This window comes from Achromobacter marplatensis (assembly GCF_002209535.1).
Classification (GTDB): Bacteria; Pseudomonadota; Gammaproteobacteria; order Burkholderiales; family Burkholderiaceae_B; genus Achromobacter; species Achromobacter marplatensis.
On the sequence record NZ_NJIG01000009.1, the window covers coordinates 36,952 to 62,859 of the forward strand.

General features: G+C 65.5%; 18 protein-coding genes, 1 other RNA gene and 2 pseudogenes. 4 read left to right on the top strand and 17 right to left on the bottom strand.

From position 1 onward, the window contains the following. Positions 1-8 precede the first annotated feature (8 nt). Positions 9-956, top strand: a complete 948-nt coding sequence (locus CEY09_RS21010; protein ID WP_088590154.1) for a DUF4434 domain-containing protein — start codon at positions 9-11, stop codon at positions 954-956. 7 nt (positions 957-963) lie between these two features. Here CEY09_RS21010 and CEY09_RS21015 read toward each other — a convergent pair whose 3' ends face one another. The 17 genes and pseudogenes from CEY09_RS21015 to ompA all read right to left on the bottom strand — a co-directional run bounded on the left by CEY09_RS21015 (position 964) and on the right by ompA (position 20,609). Further along, positions 964-2,094, bottom strand: a complete 1,131-nt coding sequence (locus CEY09_RS21015; protein ID WP_088590155.1) for an acyl-CoA dehydrogenase family protein — start codon at positions 2,092-2,094, stop codon at positions 964-966. Positions 2,095-2,103: 9 nt separating this feature from the next. Beyond that, entirely contained in the window at positions 2,104-2,778 is a 675-nt protein-coding gene (locus tag CEY09_RS21020; RefSeq protein ID WP_088590156.1) for an alginate O-acetyltransferase AlgF, read from the bottom strand. Positions 2,779-2,781: 3 nt separating this feature from the next. Then, positions 2,782-4,251, bottom strand: a complete 1,470-nt coding sequence (locus tag CEY09_RS21025; RefSeq protein ID WP_088590157.1) for an AMP-binding protein — start codon at positions 4,249-4,251, stop codon at positions 2,782-2,784. 31 nt (positions 4,252-4,282) lie between these two features. Beyond that, positions 4,283-4,522 carry an acyl carrier protein gene (locus CEY09_RS21030; RefSeq protein WP_088590158.1) on the bottom strand — a complete coding sequence of 80 codons (240 nt, stop codon included), beginning with the start codon at positions 4,520-4,522 and terminating at the stop codon, positions 4,283-4,285. 25 nt (positions 4,523-4,547) lie between these two features. Next, the gene (locus tag CEY09_RS21035) at positions 4,548-6,128 is read right to left on the bottom strand and encodes an MBOAT family O-acyltransferase (protein ID WP_088590159.1); all 1,581 of its coding nucleotides are present in this window, start codon (positions 6,126-6,128) and stop codon (positions 4,548-4,550) included. A 9-nt stretch (positions 6,129-6,137) separates the two neighbouring features. After that, entirely contained in the window at positions 6,138-7,232 is a 1,095-nt protein-coding gene (locus tag CEY09_RS21040) for an alginate O-acetyltransferase AlgX-related protein (RefSeq protein ID WP_088590160.1), read from the bottom strand. A 4-nt stretch (positions 7,233-7,236) separates the two neighbouring features. Next, on the bottom strand, positions 7,237-8,217 hold the full coding sequence (locus CEY09_RS21045; RefSeq protein WP_088590161.1) for an alginate O-acetyltransferase AlgX-related protein: 981 nt from the start codon (positions 8,215-8,217) through the stop codon (positions 7,237-7,239). Positions 8,218-8,256: 39 nt separating this feature from the next. Beyond that, positions 8,257-9,867, bottom strand: a complete 1,611-nt coding sequence (locus CEY09_RS32580; RefSeq protein ID WP_234818364.1) for an NfrA family protein — start codon at positions 9,865-9,867, stop codon at positions 8,257-8,259. Next, on the bottom strand, positions 9,852-10,994 hold the full coding sequence (locus tag CEY09_RS32585; protein WP_234818365.1) for a tetratricopeptide repeat protein: 1,143 nt from the start codon (positions 10,992-10,994) through the stop codon (positions 9,852-9,854). Before CEY09_RS32585 ends, CEY09_RS32580 begins: the two co-directional genes overlap by 16 nt. After that, positions 10,991-12,688, bottom strand: coding sequence for a glycosyl transferase family protein (locus tag CEY09_RS21055; protein ID WP_088590162.1), 1,698 nt, complete (start codon positions 12,686-12,688; stop codon positions 10,991-10,993). Before CEY09_RS21055 ends, CEY09_RS32585 begins: the two co-directional genes overlap by 4 nt. A 12-nt stretch (positions 12,689-12,700) precedes the next feature. After that, positions 12,701-14,863, bottom strand: a pseudogene (locus tag CEY09_RS32795) (cellulose biosynthesis cyclic di-GMP-binding regulatory protein BcsB). 87 nt (positions 14,864-14,950) lie between these two features. Further along, positions 14,951-16,111: pseudogene (gene wecB / locus CEY09_RS21065) on the bottom strand (non-hydrolyzing UDP-N-acetylglucosamine 2-epimerase). Between the two features lie 368 nt (positions 16,112-16,479). After that, positions 16,480-16,869: a transfer-messenger RNA gene (ssrA, locus tag CEY09_RS21070) on the bottom strand. A gap of 90 nt (positions 16,870-16,959) precedes the next feature. Beyond that, positions 16,960-18,135, bottom strand: coding sequence for an MFS transporter (locus CEY09_RS21075; protein WP_088590163.1), 1,176 nt, complete (start codon positions 18,133-18,135; stop codon positions 16,960-16,962). Between the two features lie 342 nt (positions 18,136-18,477). Then, a complete protein-coding gene (locus CEY09_RS21080) occupies positions 18,478-19,152 on the bottom strand; it encodes an HAD-IA family hydrolase (RefSeq protein ID WP_088590164.1) in 675 nt (224 codons plus the stop codon). Further along, entirely contained in the window at positions 19,149-19,877 is a 729-nt protein-coding gene (ubiG, locus tag CEY09_RS21085) for a bifunctional 2-polyprenyl-6-hydroxyphenol methylase/3-demethylubiquinol 3-O-methyltransferase UbiG (protein ID WP_006225154.1), read from the bottom strand. The genes CEY09_RS21080 and ubiG overlap by 4 nt, the downstream gene beginning before the upstream one ends. A 150-nt stretch (positions 19,878-20,027) precedes the next feature. Further along, positions 20,028-20,609: an outer membrane protein OmpA gene (gene ompA / locus CEY09_RS21090; protein WP_006225153.1), complete on the bottom strand. Its 582-nt coding sequence runs from the start codon at positions 20,607-20,609 to the stop codon at positions 20,028-20,030. 413 nt (positions 20,610-21,022) lie between these two features. Here ompA and gyrA point away from each other — a divergent pair, with 413 nt between their 5' ends. From gyrA to pheA, 3 genes are read left to right on the top strand one after another with little or no spacing between them, the layout of a single operon-like run. Beyond that, positions 21,023-23,692 (top strand): DNA gyrase subunit A, encoded by a 2,670-nt coding sequence (gene gyrA, locus CEY09_RS21095; protein WP_088590165.1) that lies wholly within the window; start codon positions 21,023-21,025, stop codon positions 23,690-23,692. Next, positions 23,692-24,822, top strand: coding sequence for a 3-phosphoserine/phosphohydroxythreonine transaminase (serC, locus tag CEY09_RS21100; protein ID WP_167390130.1), 1,131 nt, complete (start codon positions 23,692-23,694; stop codon positions 24,820-24,822). Before gyrA ends, serC begins: the two co-directional genes overlap by 1 nt. After that, entirely contained in the window at positions 24,815-25,900 is a 1,086-nt protein-coding gene (pheA, locus tag CEY09_RS21105; protein WP_088590167.1) for a prephenate dehydratase, read from the top strand. Before serC ends, pheA begins: the two co-directional genes overlap by 8 nt. Positions 25,901-25,908 lie beyond the last annotated feature (8 nt).

Sequence of the window (25,908 nt, forward strand, 5' to 3'; positions counted from 1 at the left end):
GGCGCCTCCTGCAGGCGTTGGCGCTTGGTGCGTTGGCGCCGCTGGCAGCCTGCGCGCCGCCGTTGTCGTTGAACGCCACGTTCCTGCAACTGTGGCGCAGTCATCTGGACCTGAGCCCCGACGATTGGCGCGTGCGCCTGTCCGCCTACCGGCGGCTGGGCTGCCGCGAGGTCTTTCTGCAATGGGTGGGGCTGGAAGGGGGGCGGCCGGACGACTGGATGGTGCCCGATGCGGTGCTGCGCCTTATCTTCGACGAAGCCGAGCGTCAGGGCCTGGGCGTGCACGTGGGCCTGCCCTACGATCAGCGCTGGTGGGACGTGCTGGCCAGCCAGGACAAGGCCGCCTTCACCGGCTACCTGGATCAGACGCGCTCGCGCGGCGTGGCCTATATGGAGTCGGCGCCGTGGCCCAAGCGCCGCGCGTTCCGAGGCTGGTACCTGCCGTATGAACTCGAGCAATACAACTGGGCGTCTGCCGAGCGCCAGGGGCAGTTGATTCCCTGGCTGGACGCGCTCTCGCGCACGGCGCAGGCCACGAGCCGGGGCGTGCCCTGCATATCGACGTATCACAGCCGCCTGCCCGGCGACGGTTCGCTGATGAAGCTGTGGCAAGGCATCCTGGACCAGGTGCGGATCCATCCGATGATCCAGGATGGCGTGGGCGTGGCCGGCCTGGCGAACTACCAGGCGCTGGAACCGCTGCACGACATGCTGCTGGCGCGCCGGGCCTCGTTCGATCTGATCCTGGAACTGTTCGAGGAACTGCCGTCAGGCAGTACCGACGGGTCCACCTTCAAAGCGCGCTCGGCGGAGTTCAGCCGCGTGAAACAACAATGGGACGTGGCCCGCGGCTATGGCGCCAAGCGCGTCGTGGCGTTTGCGATCGACCCCTGGGTCATCGATGACACGCCCGAGGCGCGTGCGCTGATGCGCGCCTGGCTGGACGCGCGCGTCTGAGCGCGCGTCAGTTGAAGCTGCGCCCGATGATCTCCAGCATCACTTCGCTGGTGCCGCCGAAAATGCGCAGCGCGCGCGCGTCGACCCAGGCGCGGCCGATGCCGTATTCCGCCATGTAGCCGTAGCCGCCATACATCTGCAGCAGGTCGTCCAGCACGCGGCCCTGGATTTCGGTGGCGTTCAACTTGGCGATGGCGGCCGTCGTGGGGTCCAGTTCGCCTTCCATCTGGCGCGCCAGGCAGTCGTCCAGGAACACGCGGAGCATGGTGGTTTGCGCGCGGGCGTTGGCCAGCTTGAAGCGCGTGTTCTGATAGTCGATCACGCGGCGGCTGAATACCTTGCGATCGCGGGTGTACTGCGCGGCTTCGTCCAGCATGCCTTCGACCGAGGCGGCGGCGCGCAAGGCGATCGCCAGCCGTTCGCGCGCCAGTTCGCGCGTCATGTATTCGAAGGCGGCGTTCTCCTGCCCCAGCAGGCAATCCGCCGGGACGCGCACCTCGTCGAAATACAGCTCGCAGGTGTCCTGGCTGTGCTGGCCGATCTTGTTTAGCGCCGCGCCCTTGGTGTAGCCGGGCAGGTTCTCTTCAACGCAGAACAGCGACAGGCCGCGTGCGCCCTGGTCCGGATCGGTGGTGGCCAGCACGATGGCCAGGCCTGCGTTCACACCATTGGTGATGAAGGTCTTCTGGCCGCTGAGCACATAGGCGTCGCCGTCGCGGCGCGCCCGCGTGCGGATGGCTTTCAGGTCGCTGCCGGCGCCGGGCTCCGTCAACGCGATGGCGCCGATCACTTCGCCGCGCGTCATCGGGGGCAGCCAGCGTTCCTTTTGCGCGTCGGTGCCGAAGTTCAGCAGATAGGGCGACACCATGTCCGAATGGATCGAAAAGCCGATGCCCAGGAAGTTCGCATGGGCAAGTTCTTCGATGACGACGGTGGCGTGGCCGAAGTCGCCCCCCAGGCCGTATGGCTCGGGCAGGGCGCAGTTGAGCAGGCCTTCTTCGCCCGCGCGCCGCCACAGCGAGCGCGGCGTGACGCCGGCCTTTTCCCATTCGGCATAGTGGGGCGCGATCTCGTTGGCGACAAAGCGCCTGACCTGATCGCGGAACAGTTCATGGTCATCCCTGAAAACGCGGCGCATGACGTCTCCTTAGCGGCTGTAGGGGTCCGTGGCGCTGACCTGGCCGTGCAATACCGGCGCGGCCGCGGTCCCGGTCAGGAACAGGCTGTAGTGGTCGCCTGGTTGCAGGGCCGGCAGCGGCAGCGCGGGCGACGCGGCAGCGCCGCAGCCCGCGGCCAACGTGGCGCTGACCGGGTTGATGGCACGCGCGGCGGACGCGCCCGGCTTCACGTCCTGGAACAGTGCTGGCCCGGACGGGCTCACGCCCAGTTGGCCGGCAGTGCAATCGGCCGCCAGGTTGTAGAAGCGCAGTTCCGCCTTCAGCGCATCCTGCGTGCCGTTGCTGTCGTCGATGACGGCAAATGTCAGCTTGCCGTCGCTGCGCTGGGGGATCAGCGTGCTGAAGGTGTCGGGGGGCACTTGCAGGCTGGCTGCGGGCTTGCCGTCCACCAGCACGTTGAAGGACTGGTTTCCGCGGACGATGGCGTAGGTCGTGGCGGGCTTGGCCGCGCCGGATTCCTGCGCCGGTCCGTTGGCGATCTGCACGCGCAACGGGACGGCATCCGGATTCACGATGCGCACGAATGAGGATCCCGCGGGCGGACGGGCGGCGTAGAGCTGCGCGAAGGCGCCTTCGGCCGCCGCGTTGCCGGACAGCATGGCCAGCGCAAGGGCAAGCGCCGCATTTCGGTAAAGGAGGGGCATGGTTCAGGACTCCGGTTTTTTGCTGAGGCGGGCGTCCAGGTACAGGCGCTGGAGCTGCTTGCGGTCCGCCTTGTCCGTGCTGGTCGTGGGGAAGCGGTGGCAGGCGACCAGCTCGGACGGGATCATGTAGGGCGGCAGGCGGCGCGCCAGCAGCGCCTTCCAATCCCGTAGTTCCGGCGGCAGCGGTTGCAGGCCGTCGGGGCCCGCCACCGCCGGCTCGACAAAACCGATCAGGCGCACGATCGCGCCGTCCGGGCGGCGCAGGGCGACGGTGGCGCCGGCGCGCGCGCCGGGCAGGGTGGCCAGGGCGGCATCGATCTCGGCGAGCTCGATGCGGTAGCCGTGCAGTTTGATCTGGTCGTCGGCCCGGCCGCGGAAGGTGACCAGCCCTTGCGCGTGGATCTCGCCCAGGTCGCCGCTGCGGTAGCCGCGCTTGCCGTTGCGCGTGAACATGCGCGAGGCGTTCAGGTCAGGGCGGTTCAGATAGCCGCGCATGACATGGTCGCCCGAGATGCTGATTTCGCCGTTTTCGATGAAGACGTCCGCGTAGGGCTTGGCGCGGCCGATGGGAAACGGGTTGGGCGCTGCGGCGCGCAAGGCCGGATCGATCTCGACCCAGGTCGTGGAGCAAGTGGCTTCCGTCGGGCCGTACGAATTGATGATGCGGACCTGGGGAAAGCGCTGCCAGAGTTCTTCGGCCATCGGCGGCGTCAGCGATTCCGCGCCGAATACGAAGACGCGCAGGTCGGGCAGATGGGCGTGGTTGAAGTCCGGATTGAACAGTTGTTGACGCACGAACGACGGCGTCGAGGCCCAGACATTGATACGGGTGTCGGCCAGGTACCGGATGAAGGCGTCACGCTCGGCGATGGTCTCGCGTGGGCAGAGCACGCAGGTGCCACCCAGTTCCAGCGCGCCCACCCAGTTGAACAGCGAAAAGTCGAAGCTGAACAGCATCTGGTCCATGAAGGCGGGCGCCGCCCCCAGGTTCAGGCAGTCGCGGATCCAGCCGGCAAAGAGCGTGACGCTTTCGCGTCCGATCTGCACGCCCTTGGGATCGCCCGTGCTGCCCGAAGTGAACATGATGTAGGCCAGCCCCGCCTCGGCCAACGGCGCGGGGGCGTCGCAGCCGGGCAGGAAGACCTTGGCCTGGGCGTCGTAGCGCAGGCCGGCGCGCACCAGTTCGCCGATGCGCGCGATGCGTTCCGGCGGGTTGATGACGTCTACCGGCACGAAGGGCACGCCCAGCCGCAGGCAGCCCAGGATGGCCACGAGGAAGGCGGTTTCCTTGTGGCCCGAAATCGTGAGCGGCACGCCCGCAGTGGCGCCGGCCCGGCGAGCGTTCGCTTCCCAGGCTTGCGTGGCGGCCTTCAGCTCGCCCCAGGTCGTCGCGCCTTGCGCGTCGACCACTGCGACGGCGTCGGCGCCTGACTCGGTGTCGGCAAAGTCGTAAGCGTTGAAATCGAAACGCATGGTCCAGTCCTCCGGGCTGCTCGCCTGTGGGTCAAGCGCGGGCGTTCTCCGCGATGAATGCGGCAAGCGTGTGCACCGACTCCAGATGCACGTCGATCTCGGTCGGCGGAATCTTGCAGCCGAACTCGCGTTCCACGGCCAGCGCCAGGTCGACGGCGGCCAACGAATCCACCAGGCCGGAGTCGATCAGCAGCGTGTCGGGATCGACCTTGGTCAGGATGATGCTTTCGATGATGTCCGAGACCTTGGTCTCGATCGTCTTGATGTCCATATGATGCTCCTGGACCGCGTCGCGGTCAGAATTGGAAATAGAGGAACCGGGTTACCTTGTGCAGGTTTACCAGGCAAAGGAACAGCAGCGCCAGCATCGCGACCAGCCAGGCCGCGTTGGGACGCCACCGCATGAAGGCGCTGGGCGCTTCCTGTGTCTTGAAGAGCGCGGGTGAATAGCGGCCCAGGATCTGGTGCGCATTGGGCGTGAACCAGGCGATGCCCAGCAACACGACCGCGTAGACCAGCTGCAGGTGATGGCCCACCACGACGCGCCAGGCGTCGCCCCAGGCCAGGCCGGCCACATGCGCGGACAGGTCCAGTGCTTCCATGCCACGCAAGCCGACCATGCCCTGCATCAGCAGCATCGCGTCGCCCACGCCATGGGCGCGGAAGAACGCCTGAGCCACCAGCACCGCCACGAAGGTCAGCAGAATGCAGAGGGCGCGCTTGATTCCGCCCACCTTGCGCGCGGCGGCCGGCTTGCGGCCGACGACGAAAATCCGCCAGGCATGGTTCACCGACAGGTACATGGCGTGCAGTAGCCCGAAGACGATGAACTGCAGGCCCGCGCCGTGCCACACGCCCGCCAGCGTCATCGTGAAGAGCGTGGGGAACACGATGCTGCTGACGAATCCGCCCGGCGTGCTGATGCCGGCGGAGCCCACCGGCAGGTTGCGGTCCGTGCGCCACTTCGATACCGCCATCGCCACGGGGTAGTACAGGTAGGCGGTGATGTAGCGGGTCAGCGTCATGTGCCAGCGTGCCCAGAAATCGATGATGCTGCTGGCCTTGTAAGGCGAGTTGAAGTTCAGCGGGAAGCGGATGCCGAACATCTTGGCCAGGCCCAGCGCCATGTCCGAGTAGCCTGAAAAGTCGAAGTACAGCTGCAGCGCGTAGCAGATGCTGGCGCCCCAGGAGCCCCAGAACATCAGCTCGCCCGGCGCCGCGAAGCCGGCGTCCGCATAGGGCGCGATGCCGTCGGCCAGCAGCACCTTCTTGGCCAGCCCGATCACGAACAACATCGCGCCGACCGACAGGTTTTCGGCCTTGAAGCGGTAGTTCTCGGGTTGCGCGAACTGCGGCATCATTTCCTTGTGATGCAGGATGGGGCCAGCGATCAGGTGCGGAAAGAACGTGACGAACAGCACATAGCTGAGCAGGCTGCGTTCCTTCACCACGCCGGCCTTGCAATCCAGCAGGTAGCCGATCTGCGTGAACGTGAAGAACGAAATCCCCAGCGGCAGGATGATGTCGTCGATCGTCGTGCTGGTCATGCCCAGGTCGGTCAGGAAGTTCAGCAGCGTCGCGAAGTACTTGTAATGGAACAGCAGTACCAGGTCGGCGCCCACGCCCAGGCCGACGATCAGCCCTTGCAGCCGGGGGCGTCCGGCGTAGTGCAGGATCAGTTGGCTGATTATGTAGTTGAACGCGATGGACCCCGCCAGAAGCGCCACGAACTGCGGGTTCCACCAGCCGTAGAAGACCAGCGAGGTCAGGCACAGCCACAACGCCGCCAGGCGCACGTTCAGCGGCCCCAGCGCGTAATAGACGGCGAGTGTGACCGGCAGGAAGATCAGCAGGAACAGGTAGGAGTTAAATAGCATCTTGGTTCGCTACGGCAGGCCGGCCAGCACGGCCTTTTCTTCCGGGGTCAACGGGAGGGACAAGGCGTTTTCCGAGAATTCCCAGATCAGCACCTTCAGGCTCTTGGGCCATTGGCCGCGCTGCTTCATCGCGATCTGCAAGGCGCCCGAGAACTGCCCGCCGTCCAGGCTCAGGTTCCAGACTTCGCGGCCCAGGCCCATGCCCAGCCGCTCCGCGAACTGGCTGCGGCGCCCGTTCGAGGTGCCCGCCAGCAGGACTTCCACCGGTGGCGCTTCGTCCAGCAGCCCGCCGGTGCGCACGGGTTCGATCTTCTGTTCCGACACGACTTCCAGTTCGGGCCGCCAGCCCGGCCGCGCGTGCTCCAGTCCCGACAGCACGATCAGGTCGCCCATCCGCGGCGCGGGCGCCGCCGGCGCATCCGTCTTGAAGACTTGCGTGCCCCGGTCTTGCAGCAGCGGCAAGGCTGCCTCGGCCACGCGCTGGGCGGCCGCTTGCGCGCCCTGCGCGTTCATGTGCACGTCCGTGCGGAAGAAACGGGGGGCGGGCGCGGCCTGCAGGGCGTCGCGCAGGTCCACGAAAGGCACCCCTTGCGCTCGCAGGGCGTCCTGCCAGGCATCCAGCGTCTGGCGCATCGGAAGCGATACCGGCAGGCCGCAAAGCCGGTCGGCCTCGACGCGGGATTTGTCGGGCACGGCCACGACCAGCACCTGTACCTGCTTCTGGCGCAGTTCCTCCACCCAGTGCCGCATCAGGCGCAGGCGGTCGTTGAACACATGGACGCCCGGCGGCGGACGCAAGCCGTCGCGATAGAACAGCCACTGCGGGCAACCCATCGCCACCTGGTCCCCCAGGTCGCCCAGCATGCGGTAGCGCACCGAAGCGTTCCAGGTGTCGACATCCGCCTGCCAGGGCATATGCAGGGCCTTGTTCAGCACGCTGCCCGCCGATCCGTCGACCCAGGCGGACGGCGATACCTGCGCCGGGCTGATCTTGGCCTCGACCAGGCACCAGGCGCCCCAGCCCAGCCCGATCGCCAGCAGCAGGGCGACCACGCAGGCGCTTGCCCGATGGCTGGGCGAGGCGGGTGGATCGGAAGGCGACATGGCGTTACTGGCCAACGGCGGCCTTCATGCGGCTGCGCCAGGTGTCGGCGCCCATGATGGACGCGTTGTCCCACAAGCCCTTGGCCTCCGGCCCCTGCGCGTAGGTCGGCTCGAACATCTGCCAGACCAGCACCTGCGGCTTGTTCTGCTTGAAGGCGGGCGACTCCAGGTACTCCAGCAGCATGACCCAGTGCCCGACATTGCCGGGCTTCCAGTTCACGGAAACCGGGCGGTCCAGCACGTTGGACAGCTTTTGCGGAAAGCCGAAATACGGCTGCACCATGCTGTGGCCGGTGACATGCACGGGGGCGGGCGCATCGTCCAGCAGGCTCTGGTTCTCGGCCTGGCGGCGCACGGTGAAGGTCTCGCGGCCGGCCTGCTTGCGCTGGTCCGGCGTCAGGAACAATTCGGCCAGATCGCCATAGCGGCGTTCATTGACCACGCTGCCCAGCGGCATGCCGGTGCCGGGCTTGCCGGCCAGCGTCTTCACGTCCTGCTTGATGCGTTGCGCCAGGGCTTCGGCGGTGGCGTCGGCGGCGGCCTGCGTCCAGTGCTGATCGGTGCGGTAGAAGACGTCCTGGCCGCCGTCCTTCACGCGCTTGAGCACGGCCTCGTCGTCGAAGGTCGCCACGCCGGCCTGCTTGAGCTTGTCCTGGATGGTTTGATAGCGCTTTTTCACATCGGCGCTGAGGGATTTTCCGTCGGGCAGCTTGTCCTGATAGAACAGGGTCTTGTCCGGCAGCACCAGCACTTCCAGCTGTATGCCCTTTGCTGCCAGCGCATCGCGAGTTTCGCGCACCAACTGGGTCGAGGCATCGATGCCGCGCGTGTCGACCTGTGTGAGGCTGCCCCAGCCGGGGAACAGCCAGTTGTCCTTGCCCTGGATCACGATGGACGAGCCCTCTTGCGCATGCGCGGCAACGGCCAGAAGCGCGGCGGACAGGCCAAGCACCAGGCGGGCGGAGTAGGGAGGTGCGGTTTTCATGAGACAGGGCTCCTTGTTCGGTACGGGGTCGGCGTGTCGTCAGTAAGACAGGGTCAGGTTGATGAACAGGCCCCGGGCCCGGTCAGCCGCCCCGCCGCCGATGTTGAAACGGTATTGCGTCGTCCAGTCCAGGTAGGACCGCGGCGCGTTGTAGTGGTCTTCGCGGAACCAGTAGCGCACGTTGAAGCCCGGACCGGCGCCCATGGACCACGACGAGCCATTGCCCAGCAGGTTGTAGGAATCCGAGCCGGCGATGTCCAGGCCTGAGGCGCGGTTCCGGTTCGACAGCCAATCGGCGCCGACCACGGCATACGGGAAAAACACGAGGCGGTCGCTGATGGCGTCCATGCGGTAGCTGCGGCCCACGCGCAGTTCGCCCGCGCCGAAGGCCTGGTCGCGCTTGAGCCGGCCCGATGATTTCTCGCCGTCCACGCCGGTCGCATTGTCGCGCAACCAGAACTTCGCAGGCATGTCCTGCCAGGAGTACCCCGCCTGCACATAGCCTTCCATCGTGAACCAATCCGGTCGGTCGATGCGCAGCGTCGTGCCCTCGTACAGCCCGTAGGTCACATATGCCAGCCAGCCGCCGCTGCCGGCATTGGTTTCGTAATGGGCGGTCTGGTTGTCCTGGTTGAGCGCGCAGCGCAGCCGCGACGGATCCGGGCTGAAGGTGCCGCGCCGGGTCGCTGTGCCCAGGTTGAACTGGCGTTCCAGGCCGAACGTCAGGCCCACCTCGGTGGACGGCGTGAAGCGCATCCCCAACGAGCCGATGGTGGTCGGAATGCCGGCCAGCCCCTGGTTGCGGGTCTCGTTAACGTCGACGCTGCCGCCGCAAGGGTCGGATACCGTCTGGCTGGATGTCTTGCCGCCCTTGTCGTACAGGGTGTTGGACAAGCGGCCGTACAGCTCGAAGACCTGGGTCGAGGAATTGAGAAAGTCGGACGGTCGCCAGAAGATCTCGGTGGTACTGAACACGGAGTCGCCCGGCACGGTGACCGCCGCGCCGCCGAGTCCCGCCGACGCAGGCCGCGCGCCCCGATAGCCGGCGGAAAAATAGCCGCCCCATTCGCGGTCCAGCCCCGCAATGCCGCTACGGGTGTCGAAGCGCTGTTGCGGCGTCAGTTCCAGCCGGCCGGCGTCGGCCTCGTCGATGGCTTCCTTCAGCTTGCTGACCGCGCCGCGCTTATCGCCAACGCTCGACAGCGCGTAGCCTTCGTCCAGGATGACGGTGGGGGGCGCCTTGCCTGTCGCGCGCGCCGCCTGGAAATCCTGCAGGGCCAGCTTGGGCTCTTTCATGCGCTGGTGCAGATAGCCGCGCTGCATCAGCAGCGTGGGGTCGTCCGGCTGGGCGGCCAGCGCTTCGCCCATGCGTTGGTTCGCTTCCGCCAACTGTTGGCGGTTGCCCGCGGCCAGCGTGGTCGTCAGCAGGCGTTGGAGTTCTTTGTTGGTGGGGTCCTGTTCGACCGCTTTGCGGGCCTGGGCGATGGCTTCCTGATAGTCCTCGCGGGCATAGGCGGCGTAGGCCAGCGAGGCCGGGCCGCCGCTGCCGGCGGCGTCCGAAGGCAGCAGCTCGCACGACGTGCCATAAGGCGTGTCGCGGCAATCCTGCACCGGGGCGGGGTAGTTGGCCAAGGTCAGCGTGGCGGGCACGGCCGGCCGCGCGCGCGCTTGATGCGGGCATCGGCCGCGTCGTCCTTGGCGCCCAGCGGTTGCACCAGGGCCAGTGCGCGCGCGTTTTCCCCGGCCGCTAGCGAGGCGTCGGCGGCAATCAGGCGGATGTTGCGCCGCTGGTCGTCGTCCAGCCAGTCCTGCTTGAGGGCCGCGTCGAAGTCCGCGTTCGCCAGATCGGTTTTTCCCTGGCGCTGGCGCAGATAGGCGCGCATGACCAGCGCCACGGTGTTCTCGTCGTCCTGCTTCATCGCGTCGGTCGCGGCGTCTTCGGCGGCTTGCAGCTGGTTGTCCAGCATCAGCGCGCTGATGAGCAGCAGCCGATGGCTGGCGGTATCCGGCGCCAGCGCGACGGCCTGGCGCGCCAGCGGCACCGCATCTCCCGGCCGGTTGGCGATCAGGGCCTGGTAACCCGCTTCGGCTGGCTTGATCGCCATGCGCCGCTTCATCGTCTGTTGCCGCGCGGTCAGGTCGTTTCTGTTGGGCGCACCGAGCGCAATCGCCTTGGCGGCCGCGGCATCGGCCTCTTCATACTTGCCCTGCGCTTCCAGCGCGTCCAGCCACAGCATGGCCCAGGCGCCTTGCTTCGGATCGATGCGGAACGCCTGTTCGGCGCCGCGCGCAGCCGCCGGGTAGTCGGCGCGGTTGTAGTCGGCATAGGCGCGCGTGGCGATGGGAAAGCCGCGGCGGTAGGCGGACGTGGTGGCCGGGCCGCCGGTGGTGGCGCCAGCGCCCGCAGGCCGCGCCGCAGTTTGCGGGCGCAAGTTGGCGCGTGCCTGTCGCAAAGCCGGCGTATCCAGGCCGTTCTTGATAGCGTCGGCGGCGGCCTGATCGGCTTCCTTCAGCTTGCCTTGCTTTTGCAGCGCATAGATCAGCAACAGGCGCAGCCGCTCCACGTCCGGACGCAGGGCGATCGCGGATTCCGCTTGCTGCTGGGCCAGCGCGTACTTGCCGGCGTCGTAGTTCTTGTAGCCTTCATCGGCAAACTGCCAGGCGGCGCCTTCCAGCGGCGCTTCTGCCTTGGCCGGAGTTGGGGCCGCGGCGGGCGCTGCCGCCCACACGCATGCCAGCGCGGCGGACAGGATGAGCGAACGGGTCAGCGGAGTCATGTCGTCGCGGGTTTGTCTTCTGCATGCGGGGGCGGCGGCGCCTCCTGTCCCGCTTGTTGAAAATCGATGGCTTCGTTGAGCGTGCCTTCATCCAGCCAGCCTTGCTCCATCAGGATCTTGCCCAATGGCTTCTTTTCGCGCGCCTGGATCTCCAGCGCGCGCGACAGCGTTTCCTTGTCGATGGCCTGCCAGGACAGCAGCAACTCGCCCAGCCGCTTGCGCTGCTGCGACAGCTGGTCGGTGGTGGGAAAGTCGTGCATGGTCTTGTCCCATGCCAGGCGCTTGCCGGTGATCAGATGCATGATGAACAGGCGCCAGGCGCGTGCCGCCGCCATCGCATTGATGAAGTTGCCCACGATCATCCGCGGGATCGACAGCAGGGCGTGTTCCCACCCGTACATGTGGCCCACGAAATACGCCCGCTGCACCACCCGCAGCAGCAGCGCCACCGCGTTGATCCACATCAGTGTCACCAGCCACCCGCCGGGCCGGAAGTACGACGGGTAATACACCGTCCACCAGCCGAACTTGTCCGCCAGGAAAAACAGGAAAAAGTTGGCCAGCAGCACGTACGCCAGGATGGCGATGAACGACGTGACCAGGCCCTTGCGATCGCGGAACAGCAGGTATTTGGTGGCCAGCGATCCCGTCCAGCCCACCTGTTGCCAGCCCTGCAGGCCGATCCCCAAGGTCCAGCGCGCCTTCTGGCGGTAGGCGGTGCGGAACGTGTTGGGGAAGTATTCGCGTACGCCCAGCGGCATCCTGATCGTCGATATCTTTTCAGGCCCCAGCCCGAACCACGACCGGCGCCGCGTAACGTATTCCACGCGGAATTTGCCGAAGATCTGCTTCATGCCGCGTTGGGCCAGCCGCGCGCCGATGTCATAGTCTTCGGTCAGCGTGTCGGTGTTGAACGGCTGGTTATTGGTTTCCGCGGCCAGCTCCACCAGCGCATGGCGCGAGAAGCAGGTGCCCACGCCGGCGGACGGCACCATCTTGGACAGGCTTTCGCGCACCACCAGATCCTTGGTGTGCCATTCCGCGAATTCGTCCATGTAGGTGCCTGCCACCAGTTCGTACCAATGGCGTTCCAGCGAGGTCACCGGCAGTTGGATGAAGTCGATACGCGGCAGCAGATAGTTGTAGTACTTGAGCTCCAGCGGGTGCAGCACGTCTTCGCTGTCGTGCAGGATGACGCCTGCAAACGGCACCGGCTGCTTCTCGTCTTGTGCGAAGATGGCCTGCACGATCCAGTTCAGGCAGTCCGCCTTGCAGGTGGGCCCGTCATGGGGCACCTCCACGCGGACCAGCTGCCGATAGCGCCGGCGCATCCGTTCCACTTCGTCGATCGTCCGCTGGTCGTTCTGGTACGTGCCGGCAAAGATCATGTAGTTCTTGTATTCCAGCGTCGACACCATCGTTTCCAGCATCGACGAGATTACGTCGTACTCCAGCCATGCGGGCACCATGATCGCCAGCGGCTGTTCCTCCTTGGCGCGCAACTGCTCGGCCGACAGCGGGGCGTAGCGGCGCTTGACCGTCAGCGACCGCTTCAGTTCGCGCAGCCAGAACCAGGCGTCGATGAACAGGTCATCCAGGCTCGAGAGCAGGATGATCACGCCCACGACGGCGGTCACGACTTCCAGCCCGCGGTAGTAGTCCGCGATGAAGTAGGGCCAGTAGAGCGAAGACATGGCGCTTCCGGATTACGCGTGGTCCTTGTTTTTCCTGCGGTTCACGCGCAGGGCCACGATCAGGATCAGGATCAGGACGAGCATGCTGATGCTGATGACGGGCACGCTCCACGAGATATAGCGGCGCCATTCGAAGAAAGCACTTTCGCCCGCGCCCGGCGGGTGGCTGGCATCGGGGTTTGCGCTGTCGATCCAGGCCACCGGCCCCGTCGCGCCGATGATGGCGACGTTGCCGCGGTTCAGCACGAAGGGGGCGTCGAGCATGCCGGGATGCTGGCCCAGCGTGTGCCACAACAAGCCGTCCTGGCCGCCGCCGCTGACGACTTCCGCGGTGCTCAAGTGATCCAGGCCCGAGATGTCCAGCCAGGTCGCGTTCTTCCCATCCACCTTCAGTTGCTTGCGGTCGGTCACCTGGACCATCGGCTTGGCCCCGTCCACCGTCACCTCCATCGCCACGAATGGCCGGCCGGGCTTGACCGCCTGGCCTGCGGGCGCCACCGTCAGTTCCGCCCGCGTTGCGGACACGCCGCTGGCAGACGCGATGCCGATCACGCGCTTGATGTTGTCGGGTGCATCGGCCAGGTAGCTGTCCGGAATGATCAGTTGCGGGTTGCCGGCCAACAGCGGCAGAAGGCCCACGAACGTGCCGTCGGGCTGCGCCTTGCCCGGCTTGACGTAGCTGGTGGGCAGGACGTTCACGGGGTAGCCCTGGGGAATCTCGTTGCAATCCACCGATACCGGCTGGCGCTGGAACGTGACCCGCACCGCGTTGGTGACGCCAAGCGCATAACCCGGCACCCGCGCTGTCAGGCGTTCAGGCTTGCCGTCGGCATCCAGCTGCTTGGCGGCCAGCAGGATGCCGTTCCAGAAGACCGAGGCCACGGGGCGGGTCGACGACGCGCCGGGTGCTGCGGCCAGGTCCATGACCAACTCGTCGGGCATCAGGCCGTCCGAGGACACGGCCGCCAAGGGGAAGGTCGTGTTCCAGTCCCCGCGCGCGACCACGTCGAAGCTGTCCGGCGTGCCGCCCAGCGTCGTCAGGCGCAAGCCGCCGTCCTTGAAGGTCTGCGGCGGCGTGGCCGTCTTCACATTGACCTGGCGGGTGACCAGGATGCGGCGCCAGGCCGCGTCAAACGCGCCCGCGCCCTGGGCGCCGGCGTCAGCGGCCACCGCGATAACGGCTTGGCGCCCCAACGACAACAGCCGGATTTCCTTGGCGGGCAGGTCCGCGCCGGCCAGCGGCATGCGCTGCTGGCGCCAGGCCTTGAACGCATCAGCCGCGTCGGCGTCAGAGGCCAACTGCGCCTGCAAGGCGTCCAGCGCCTCGTTCTAGCGCGCCCTAAGCGCCGCATCCACGATGACCACGTCGCCGCTCACGGCCGGGGCGCCCAGCACCAGCAGCGCGCCGATTTCCGCGGGGCTGGCCAGCTTGTGCTTCGCGTTGTCCGCCAGAGCAGCGAACGCCGGAATTTGTCCGAGGCCGGCAGGGGCTTGCAGGCCTCGCGTGTCGATCTCGTCGCCCACCGAAGGAAACGCCTTGACCGACACGCGCTTGCCCGTGCGCTCCATCGCCACGCCAATGCGCCAGGCGCTGTCGAAGGCCTGCTGGTCCAGCTTGGTGCCCGGCACCATCAATATTGGTTTGCCGGGCAGGGTGCCCCAGGCGTCGTCAAGATTGCCGATGGCCGACGCGTCGTAGCGATAGCTCAAGCGCGTCTGAGGCGAGATCGTCAGCGCATTGGCCGTGGCCCGGTTGCTTTCGCAATGACGCAGCGCGATTTCCGATTGCCAGTCCACGCCCAGCCGCAGGAAGCCCGTTTCGCGGCGGCGCGGCTCCACCTGCAGGTTGCGGTCCACGGACCCGTCGCCGTCGGCGATCCGCTGCGCGGCCTGGGGCACGCCGTCCACCCACAGCACCATGCTTGTGCGCCCCGGCTCGCCCTTGGTGTATTTCGCGTCGAAGTTCAGCGTCGCATCCGAGATGGGTACGCCGCGCGGCACGGGCAGGTAGAAGTCTTGACGCGCGTCGCTATTGCTCAGGACGACCGGCTCCGTGATGCCCAGGTCCTGCAGCGTGGTGTTGCGCGTCACCCAGTCATCGCTTTGCAGGCGGCGCAAGGCGTCGCCGGCCGGGCTGGCCATCGCGGCCAGCGGCAGCAGCAGGCCGGCGGCCATCAGGGCACGGCAAAGCGTACGGGTCACGGGGGTGGTCAGGGCAGGGTGGGGCATGGAGGCTCCGGGCAGGAATGCGTCGCGGGGGAGTCAGGCGGAAGGGGCGGCCACGGTTCCGTAAGGATCGAATTCCGTTACGGCGCGGCCGCACAAGGCGTCCACGATGCGCTGGCTGGCGAGGCCGTCGCCATAAGGATTGATGCGTCGCGAGAAAGACGCGTGGAGGTCCGGGTTGTCGAGCAGGCGGGCGACTTCGGCCACGATGTGCTGCGGGTCGGTGCCGACCAACGCCACAGTTCCCGCCCGCACGGCTTCAGGACGCTCGGTCACGTCCCGCATCACCAGTACCGGCTTGCCCAGGTAAGGGGCCTCTTCCTGAACCCCGCCGGAATCGGTCAGGATCAGGTGCGACCGTTGCATGAACCAGACGAAGTCCAGGTAATCCAGGGGATCGATCAGATGCACATGCGACAGCCCCCCCAGCGCGGCCATCACCACATTGCGTACCTGCGGATTCAGGTGCACGGGATAGACGATCTGCAAGTCTTCACGATGGGCCAGTTCGGCGAGTGCCGCGCAGATGTTCTTGAAGCCTTCACCGAAGCTCTCACGCCGGTGGCCGGTCACCAGCAGCAGCCGGCGCGACGGATCCAGTCAGTCGTAGCGGGCTTCCAGCTGGCGGGCCAGCGGGCCCTGCGGGTCCAGTTTGGCGCAGGTCATTGCCAGCGCGTCGATCACGGTGTTGCCGGTGACGGTAATGTGGCCCGCCAGGTTTTCGCGCAGCAGGTTGCCGCGCGATTCCGGCGTCGGAGCGAACAGCCAGTCGCCCACCGCGTCGACGACGCGGCGGTTCATTTCTTCCGGGAACGGCGTGGCCAGGTTGCCGGTGCGCAATCCGGCCTCGACGTGGCCGATGCGTACACGGCGATGGAACGAGGCCAGCGCGCACGCCGACGCGGTGCTGGTATCGCCATGCACCAGGACGCAGTCGGGTTGTTCGGCTTCCAATACGCCGTCCACCCGGCTGATCAGCCGGGCATAAAGCCCGTTCAATGTCTGGTTGGGAACCATGATGTCCAGGTCGTGCTGGGCGCGCAGGTCGAACAGCGCCAAGACCTGGTCCAGCATTTCCCGGTGCTGGCCGGTGACACACACCACGCTCTGGATCTCTGGCTCCCGTTCAAGCGCCGTGACGAGGGGAGCCATCTTGATGGCTTCGGGGCGCGTGCCGAATATGGAAAGGACTTTCATCGCAAGAGTCACCTCACAGACGCCGGTGGCATTTCCTTGCGTTTATTATGTCTTGAAAGTATTCGTAATATGTGACGGATTATTTCGAATATGAAGCCTTTTGGGGACACATTCGGTCAATGTCTTGGCAGTCGTTCGAAAGCGCGTCGGGAGCGCGCCAGAGGGAAAATGGGGCCGCATTTGACATGATCATGACTTCGTTCGACTGTGATGCCGGCCGTATTGTTACGTTCTGTGTCGGGAATGTGTCGTCGACTGGCAACAATACCGGTGCTGCCATGCCATGGCCTGCGGTGCGGCGTCAAAAAAAATGGCCAATTCCGGGGAGTTGGCCATTTTGCTAAGCACTGCGCAATAAAGCGGAATTTTGGTGGAGCCGGGGGGAATTGAACCCCCGTCCGCAAGCCCTCTGCAATCAGTTCTACATGCGTAGTCGATTTATTTAGTTTTAACTTTGGACTTAGCCAACCGACAGGCCGGACCAAAGCGATTCACGTAATTTAAATCTGAGCCGTGTGACCCCAGCGCAGACCGATTCCTTGTGAATGTCGCTGCTGTGGTTCGAGGGTTACCCCCCTAGGAAGTTGCCTTCCTCCACCTGACCCAAGGACAGATCAGTGCAGCGGCTCACCGCTTAAGCGGCGAGAGCGAAACGCTCGTCGTTGGCGTTTGTAGTGTTTCCAGTGGTTTAACGAGCGAACTGGTGCTCGGCATGCCCTGAGTTGTTTCGCGACCCACGTCGAATCCGGATCGGCCCCAAGAACTTCTATTGTACTGGTAAACGCAATAGCCTGCTGCGTTGTCCGCGCCCGCCGGTGCAGGCGTGGCGCGGGGGATACAAGTGCGGGTCAGGCGGCGTTGGCGCAGGCGGTTTTCGCCTGGCGCGGACGGGAGGCTGCCATCAGCGCGAAGGCCAGGGCGACGGAAATCGCCACGATGACAGAAGCCGCCCAACCCAGCGACGCCAGGCCGTAGTGGTCGATCACGTTGCCGCCCACCACCGCGCCCAGTCCGATGCCGATGTTGGCGCCCGAGATGTTCAAGGACGCGGCGAAGGCCGGCGCTTCGGGCGCGGCTTTCATCAGGCGCACGTGGCACACGATGAAGAGCGCGGCCTGCGCAATGCCCCAGATCCCCAACGCCACGGCGAGCAGGCCATGGGATTGCATCACGGGCGCCACGAACGCCAGGCCCGCTGCCATCATCGACGAGAACAGCGCGGTTGCGCCAAGCGGGCTGCGGTCCACCAAGCGGCCGCCCAAGGTGTTGCCGATCAGGCCCACGCCGCCGAAGGCCATCATGGTCCAGCCGACGATCTGCCCGTTGAAGCCGGCCAGCCGCTCCAGCATGTCCGCCAGGTAGGTGTAGGCCGTGAACATGCCGGTGAACACCAGCAGCGACAGCACCACGTGGCCCAGCACGATCGGGTTGCGCAGGATGCGCAGCTGCGTCACCAGCTTGACGCTGTCGGCGCGAATCCGGGTGCTGGGGAACGCCAGCAACAGGAGCAGCGCCTTGGCGAAGGCAACGCCCGACAACACCCAGAATGCCGCGCGCCATCCGAACGCATCCGAGATCAGCACGCCGATCGGGATGCCGAAGACGGTGGCCGCCACGATGCCGAAGGCCACCATCGAGATGGCGCGGCCGGCGCGCGCCGGACCGACCAGCTCCACGGCGGTGGCGCTGGCCAGTGACCAGAACACGGGCAAGGCCAGGGCGGGCACGAAGCGGGCCACAGCCATGATCCAGATGTTCGGGGCCATCGCCGCCACGGCGTTGGACACACCGAACAGCACCAGCACGCCGATGAACAGGCGCTTGCGCTCGACGTTGGCCATCAGCGCGGTCAGCAGCGGGCCGGTCGCGGCCACCGTGAAGGCGAACAGCGTGACCAGCAGGCCAGCTTGCGACACGGTGACGTTCAGGTCGCGGGCCAGCCCGGGAAGCAGGCCGACGATCAGGAATTCTGTCGTCAGGATCGTGAAACCGGCGGCGGAAAGTAGCAGGATAGGCAAAAGCATAGGCATTCCTCTGGCGCGATGCCGTCAGGCGGCGCGCGGGGCAGGGCGATGTAGGCGTACTGAAAAGGTCTGAGGGGCGCGGCGGCACGGGGGCCGGGCGCTGCGCCGGGGCAGAATGCCGTCAGCGCGAAAGTTGCGGATGGGAACTGCCGCAACACCGGCCTGGGCCGGAATGGCAATCGGGAGGCACCCGAATGCCTTGCATGAGTGACACTTTAAGGGACTTTGGAATCCGGATAAAGGTTCTGGTGTCGGATAGATTGTTCGGATGCGTCAACTAATTCGGAACGAACAATCGTCAGGCAACACGGCGGACCCAGCGTGCCCGCCGCGCATCGCGCGTCAGCGCAGGTCGCTGGGCAGCAGCGGCTGGATGGCGGACCAGAGCTCAGCAGGGGTATTTGCGCAGGTTTCCGCTTCCCAGGAGCTGATGTTGTCTTCTTCGCCGACATAGCCGTAAGCGGCCGCCACGGCGGGCATGCCCGCCGCATGCGCCGCCTGGATGTCGCGCAGGTCGTCGCCTACGTAGACGCAGCGGTCCACGGCGAAGCCGGCTTCGCGCGCGGCGTGCTGCAGCGGCAAGGGGTGCGGCTTGGCGTGGGCTGTCGTGTCGCCGCAGACCAGCACGGCGCTGTCGCGCGTCAGGTCCAGGAATTCGACGATCGGCAGGGTCAGGTAGGTGACTTTGTTGGTGACGATGCCCCAGGACAGGCCGCGGCGGCGGATATCGGCCAGCAGAGTGTCGATGCCGGGGAAGAGCTTGCTGTGCACGGTCGAGTTGGCGGCGTAGTCTTCCAGGAACTGCAGGCGGGTGGGCTCGTAGTCCGGGTCGCCGGGCTTCAAATCCAGCGCCACGCGCAGCAGGCCGCGGGCGCCTTGCGACGCCACGGGGCGCAATGCCTCGTAGGGCATGGGCTCCAGGCCGCGGCGGGTGCGCTGCTGGTTGGCGGCAGCGGCCAGGTCGGGGGCGGTGTCGGCCAGGGTGCCGTCGAAATCGAACAGAATCAGGGCGCTCATTTACGGGTAGCCATCAGGTAGTTGACCGAGGTGTCGGACGACAGCGAGTAGATCTGGGTGATCGGGTTGTATTCCATGCCACGCATGCTGATCGGCTCCAGGTTGGCGGCGCGCGCCGCTGCGGACAATTCGCTGGGCTTGATGAACTGGTCGTAGCTGTGGGTGCCGCGCGGCAACAGGCGCAGGACGTACTCGGCGCCGACGATCGCGAAAACAAACGCCTTGGCGTTGCGGTTCAGGGTCGAAAAGAACACCCAGCCGCCGGGTTTGACGAGCGTCGAGCAGGCGCGCACGATGGACGCCGGGTCCGGCACGTGTTCCAGCATTTCCATGCAGGTGACCACGTCATACTGGCCGGGCTGTTCGGCGGCCAGTTCTTCCACGGGCACCTTGCGGTATTCCACTTTCACGCCCGATTCCAGGCCGTGCAGGCGGGCGACCTTCAGCGACTTGTCGGCCAGGTCGATGCCTGTGACGTCCGCGCCGCCGCGGGCCATGGATTCCGACAGGATGCCGCCGCCGCAACCCACATCCAGCACTTTCTTGCCGGCGAGGCTGCCCGCGCACTCCTGAATCCATTCCAGCCGCAGCGGGTTGATGGCGTGCAGGGGCTTGAACTCGCTTTCGGGGTCCCACCAGCGGCTGGCCAGGGCGCTGAACTTGTCCAGTTCGGCCTGATCGGCGTTGACGGCGGGGCGTTCGGAGTCGTGAATTTGCGTGGTCATGGGCGGTCCAGCGAAAAGCGACGCTATCTATATAGAGGAGTCCGTCGCGCGAAGGCGGGGAGGAAACACGCCTTCGCACCACATTGGTGCAAGACGGACGAAAAAAAGGGCCTCGCTATGCGAGGCCCTTTATTGTAGCTAGTCCGGCAATTACTTGCGGCTACCCACGATTTCGATTTCAACGCGACGGTTTTGGGCACGGCCCTCTTTCGTCTTGTTGGAAGCGATCGGGTTCGACTCGCCCTTACCTTCCGTGTAGATACGGTTGGGGTCGATACCCTTGCTGACCAGGTAGGTCTTGACCGAAGCGGCGCGGCGCTCGGACAGCTTCTGGTTGTAGGCGTCAGTACCGATGGAGTCGGTGTGGCCAACAGCAATGATGGTTTCCAGCTCGATACCGCGAGCTTGCTGGGCGACTTGATCCAGCAGCTGACGACCTTCGGGCTTCAGGGTCGACTTGTCGAAGTCGAAGAACGTGTCAGCATTGAACACGACCTTTGCCGCCATCGGGGCCGGCTTCGCCTTCTGTTGTGCAACCGGGACACCGTCGCAACCGGGGATACCGGTGGCAGGGGTCCAGAAAGCATCGCGCCAGCACAGTTCGTTCGTACCGTTTTTCCAAACGTTACCGAACGGGTTGCGCCAGTTGTCCACGGTTTGCGCGGAAGCTACACCAGAGGCCGTGACGGCGGCGAAGGCGAGCGCCAGAGCGAATTTGGAGGGTTTGTTCATGTTTCTCCTCGTTGAGCTTGAAGCTGGATAAGTGACTCGCAGCGAACCCCCGCCGCATATCAGGAAAACGGGGCCAGTATAGCAACGCCAAGAGCTGGTTCAAAGGAATAGCTACTGGGTTTCCTGCGTGCTGGAAACAATCTTAAGGCATTTGGGGGGCTTTGGCTTCCCTGGAGAGGCGCATTGACGCTGGATACGGCGTTTTCGGCGCTCCATCGGTTTTCCATGTTGGTTTTTGACAACAGGGCCATTGGGCGCGGCCCGACGGCCGGCCGCGGCTTGCCGATGGCGGCCCGCAGAGGTCGCTCATCGGCCACTTCCCGTGGCCCTGCCCAACGGGATGGGAATCGAATGATAGAATTTCCTGTTTACCCGGCCCGGGTTCCTCCTTACACGATTCTGTCGTTATATATATGGATTCCTTTGCCAAGGAGACGCTTCCGGTTTCGCTGGAAGAAGAGATGCGCCGCAGTTACCTCGATTACGCGATGAGCGTGATCGTTGGGCGGGCGCTACCGGATGTGCGGGACGGCTTGAAGCCCGTCCACCGGCGCGTGCTCTACGCGATGCACGAACTGAACAACGATTGGAACCGCGCCTATAAGAAGTCGGCGCGTATCGTCGGGGACGTCATCGGTAAATACCACCCCCACGGCGACCAATCCGTCTACGACACCATCGTCCGCATGGCGCAGGATTTCTCCATGCGCTACATGCTGGTCGACGGCCAGGGCAACTTCGGCTCGATCGACGGCGATAACGCCGCGGCGATGCGTTACACCGAAATCCGCCTGGCCAAGATCGCCCACGAACTGCTGGCCGACATCGACCAGGAAACCGTGGACTTCGGCCCCAACTACGACGGCAGCGAGCAAGAACCGCTGCTGTTGCCGTCGCGCTTGCCCAACCTGCTGGTCAACGGCAGCTCGGGCATCGCGGTGGGCATGGCCACCAACATTCCGCCGCACAACCTGCAGGAAGTGGTCGACGGCTGCCTGTACTGCCTGCGCAATCCGGCCTGCACGGTCGATGAGCTCATCGAGCTCATCCCGGCGCCCGATTTCCCCACGGGCGGCATCATCTACGGCATGTCCGGAGTGCGCGAAGGCTATCGCACCGGTCGCGGCCGCGTCATCATGCGCGCCAAGACCCACTTCGAAGACATGGAGAAGGGCAATCGCCAGGCGATCGTGATCGACGCGATTCCCTACCAGGTCAACAAGAAGACCTTGCAGGAACGCATCGCCGAACTCGTCAACGACAAGAAGATCGAAGGCATCTCCGATATTCGCGACGAGTCCGACAAGGACGGCATGCGTCTGGTCATCGAGCTCAAGCGCGGCGAGGTGCCCGAGGTTGTCCTGAACAACCTGTACAAGAACACGCAGCTGCAAGACACCTTCGGGATGAACCTGGTGGCGCTGGTCGACGGCCAGCCCCGCCTGCTCAACTTGAAGCAGATGATCGACTACTTCCTGCAGCATCGCCGCGAAGTGGTCACGCGCCGCACGGTGTTCCAGCTGCGCAAGGCCCGCGAACGCGGCCACGTGCTGGAAGGCCTGGCCGTCGCGCTGGCCAACATCGATGATTTCATCACCATCATCAAGGCCGCGCCGACGCCTCCCGTCGCCCGCCAGGAATTGATGGCGAAGTCGTGGGATTCGTCGCTGGTGCGCGAAATGCTGTCGCGCGCCGATGGCGATACGCCGGGAGGCCGCTCGGCCTTCCGTCCGGACGACCTGGACGCCGAGTTCGGCCTGCAGGGCGACGGCATGTACCGCCTGAGCGATACGCAGGCTCAGGAAATCCTGAACATGCGCCTGCAACGCCTGACCGGGCTGGAGCAGGACAAGATCGTCGGCGAATACAAGGACATCATGTCCACCATCGCCGACCTGCTCGACATCCTGGCCCGCCCCGAGCGCATCACGACGATCATCTCCGACGAACTGCAGGCCATCAAGGCCGAGTTCTCGACCGGCGTGAAGGACACGCGCCGCTCGGAAATCGAGATGAACGCGACCGAGCTCGATACCGAAGACCTGATCACGCCCACCGACATGGTCGTGACCCTGTCGCACGGCGGCTACATCAAGAGCCAGCCCTTGTCCGAGTACCGCTCGCAAAAGCGCGGCGGACGCGGCAAGCAGGCGACGGCGATGAAGGAAAACGACTGGATCGACCAGTTGTTCATCGCCAACACGCACGACTTCCTGCTGTGCTTCTCGAACCGCGGCCGCGTGTACTGGCTGAAGGTCTGGGAAGTGCCCCAAGGCACGCGCAATTCGCGCGGCAAGCCCATCGTCAATATGTTCCCGCTGGCTGACGGCGAGAAGATCACGGTGGTGCTGCCGGTCAAGGAATTCAGCGAAGACCACTACGTCTTCATGGCGACCTCGCGCGGCACGGTCAAGAAGACCCCGCTGTCCGACTTCTCCAACCCGCGCAAGGCCGGCATCATCGCCGTCGACCTTGACGAGGGCGACTACCTGATCGGCGCCGACCTGACCGACGGCCAGCATGACGTCATGCTGTTCTCGGATTCGGGCAAGGCCGTGCGCTTCGACGAAAACGACGTGCGTCCGATGGGCCGCAACGCCCGTGGCGTGCGCGGCATGATGCTCGAGGAAACGCAGACCGTCATCGCGCTGCTGGTTGCCGGCGACGAAACGCAGACCGTGCTGACCGCCACTGAAAACGGTTACGGCAAGCGCACGCCGATCGGCGAATACACGCGCCATGGCCGTGGCACGAAGGGCATGATCGCCATCCAGACCAGCTCGCGCAACGGCAAGGTCGTGGGTGCGGTGCTGGTCAATCCGACCGACGAAATCATGCTGATCACCACCGGCGGCGTGCTGGTGCGTACTCGCGTCGCGGAAATCCGCGAAATGGGCCGCGCCACGCAAGGCGTCACGCTGATCAACGTCGATGACGGCAGCACGCTGTCCGGTGTGCGCCGTGTCGTGGAAAGCGATGCGGACGACGACGGCGAACTGGACGAAGACGTCCAGGCTGACGGCGGCGACGACAGCAACGGTGCAGCAGACTCGACGGATTCGACGGAACCTACGGAGCAATAATGGCCCGCCCCTGGAACTTCTCGGCAGGCCCCTCGGCCTTGCCCGAGGTGGTATTGCAGCAAGCAGCAGCTGAGATGCTGGATTGGCATGGCAGTGGCATGTCGGTGATGGAAATGTCTCATCGCGGCAAGCACTTCGTGCAGATCTGCGACGAAGCCGAATCCGATTTGCGTGAGCTGCTGGGCTTGCCCGCTGACTACGCGGTCATGTTCATGCAAGGCGGAGGTTCCGGGGAGAACGCCATCGTTCCCATGAATCTCATGGGACGACGCAGCACGCCGGCTGCCGACTTCGTCGTGACGGGCCATTGGTCCAAGCGGTCGTACAAGGAAGCCGGGCGCTATGGCAGCACCCATGTGGCGGCAAGCAGCGAGCAAGCCATCCAGCTGGATGGCCGCGAGCAGGCGCCGCTGACCTGGGTGCCGCCGGTCGATACCTGGAATGTGCGCAAGGAATCGGCTTACCTGCACCTGTGCAGCAATGAAACCATCGGCGGCGTCGAGTTCATGGACTGGCCCGACACCGCCGCGCTGGGCGCACCCGACGTGCCGTTGGTCGTCGATGCGTCTTCGCATTTCCTGTCGCGTCCGATGGACGTGACGCGTTGCGGCATGATGTATGCCGGCGCGCAGAAGAACGCGGGCCCGGCTGGCGTGACCATGGTCATCGCCCGCCGCGACCTGATCGGCCACGCCTTGCCGATCTGCCCGTCCGCCTTCGATTACGCCAATGTGGCCGCGGATCATTCGCGCTACAACACGCCGCCGACCTTCGCGATCTACGTCGCGGGCCTGGTGTTCAAGTGGGTCAAGGCCAATGGCGGCGTGGCCGGCATGGAAGCCGCCAACAAGGCCAAGGCCGACCTGCTGTACGGCTATCTGGACAGCACCAATTTCTATCGCAATCCCATTCACGCTCCCGTGCGTTCGCGCATGAACGTGCCGTTTGTGTTGCGCGATGAGTCGCTGAATGACGCCTTCCTGCAAGGCGCTGATGCGGCGGGTCTGACACAACTGAAGGGCCACAAGAGCGTGGGCGGCATGCGCGCCTCCATCTACAACGCCGTCCCCCTTGCCGGGGTGTCGGCGCTGGTCGAGTACCTGAAGGAATTCGAGCGCCGCTATGGATGAAGATCTGCAGCGCAAGCTGCTTCCCTTGCGCGCCCGCATCGATGCGTTGGACGCGCAGATCCTCGACTTGCTGTCGCAGCGCGCCCGCGCCGCGCTGGAAGTGGGCGAGGCCAAGCATGCCGCGCAAGCGGACGGCCCGGTGTTGCGCCCCGAGCGCGAAGCCGAAGTCATCCGCCGCTTGCAGCAGCTCAACCCCGGCCCGTTCCCGAATGCGGGTGTGGCGTCGGTGTGGACCGAGATCATCTCGGCCTGTCGCGGCCTGGAGCGCGGCATGACCGTCGCGTACCTGGGGCCGCAAGGCTCGTTTTCCGAACAGGCGGCGCTGGAGCATTTCGGCCACGCTGTGCAGAAGCTGCCTTGCGCGTCATTCGACGAGGTCTTCCGCGCGGTCGAGGCCGGCCAAGCGGATGTGGGCATGGTGCCTGTGGAGAACTCCACCGAAGGCGCCGTCAACCGCAGCCTGGACCTGTTGCTGAACACGCCGCTGACGATCCTGGGCGAACGCTCGCTCGTCATCCGCCATTGCCTGATGTCGCAATCGGGCGGCATGGACGGCATCAAGACTATTTCCGCGCATCCGCAGGCGCTGGCTCAGTGCCAGGGCTGGCTGACGCGCAACTATCCCGACCTGGAACGCGTGGCTGCCTCCAGCAATTCCGAGGCTGCGCGTGCAGCGGCGGGCGACCCGACCGTTGCGGCGATCGCCGGCGAAGTGGCCGCGCCCGCCTGGAACTTGCAGGTCGTTGCCGCCGGCATCCAGGACGATCCGCACAACCGGACCCGTTTCCTGGCCATCGGCAACATCCAGCCGCTGGTCAGCGGCAAGGACAAGACCAGCCTGATCCTGGCTGTGCCGAACCGTGCGGGCGCCGTGTATGAAATGCTGGCCCCGCTGGCGGCCAACGGCGTATCGATGACCCGCTTCGAGTCGCGCCCCGCGCGCACCGGCCAGTGGGAATATTATTTCTACGTTGATGTCCTGGGCCACCGCAACGATCCGAACGTCGAGCGCGCCCTCGCCACCTTGCAGGCGCAGGTCGCCTATCTGAAAGTGCTGGGTTCCTACCCGGCGCCGTGAGCCTCCAC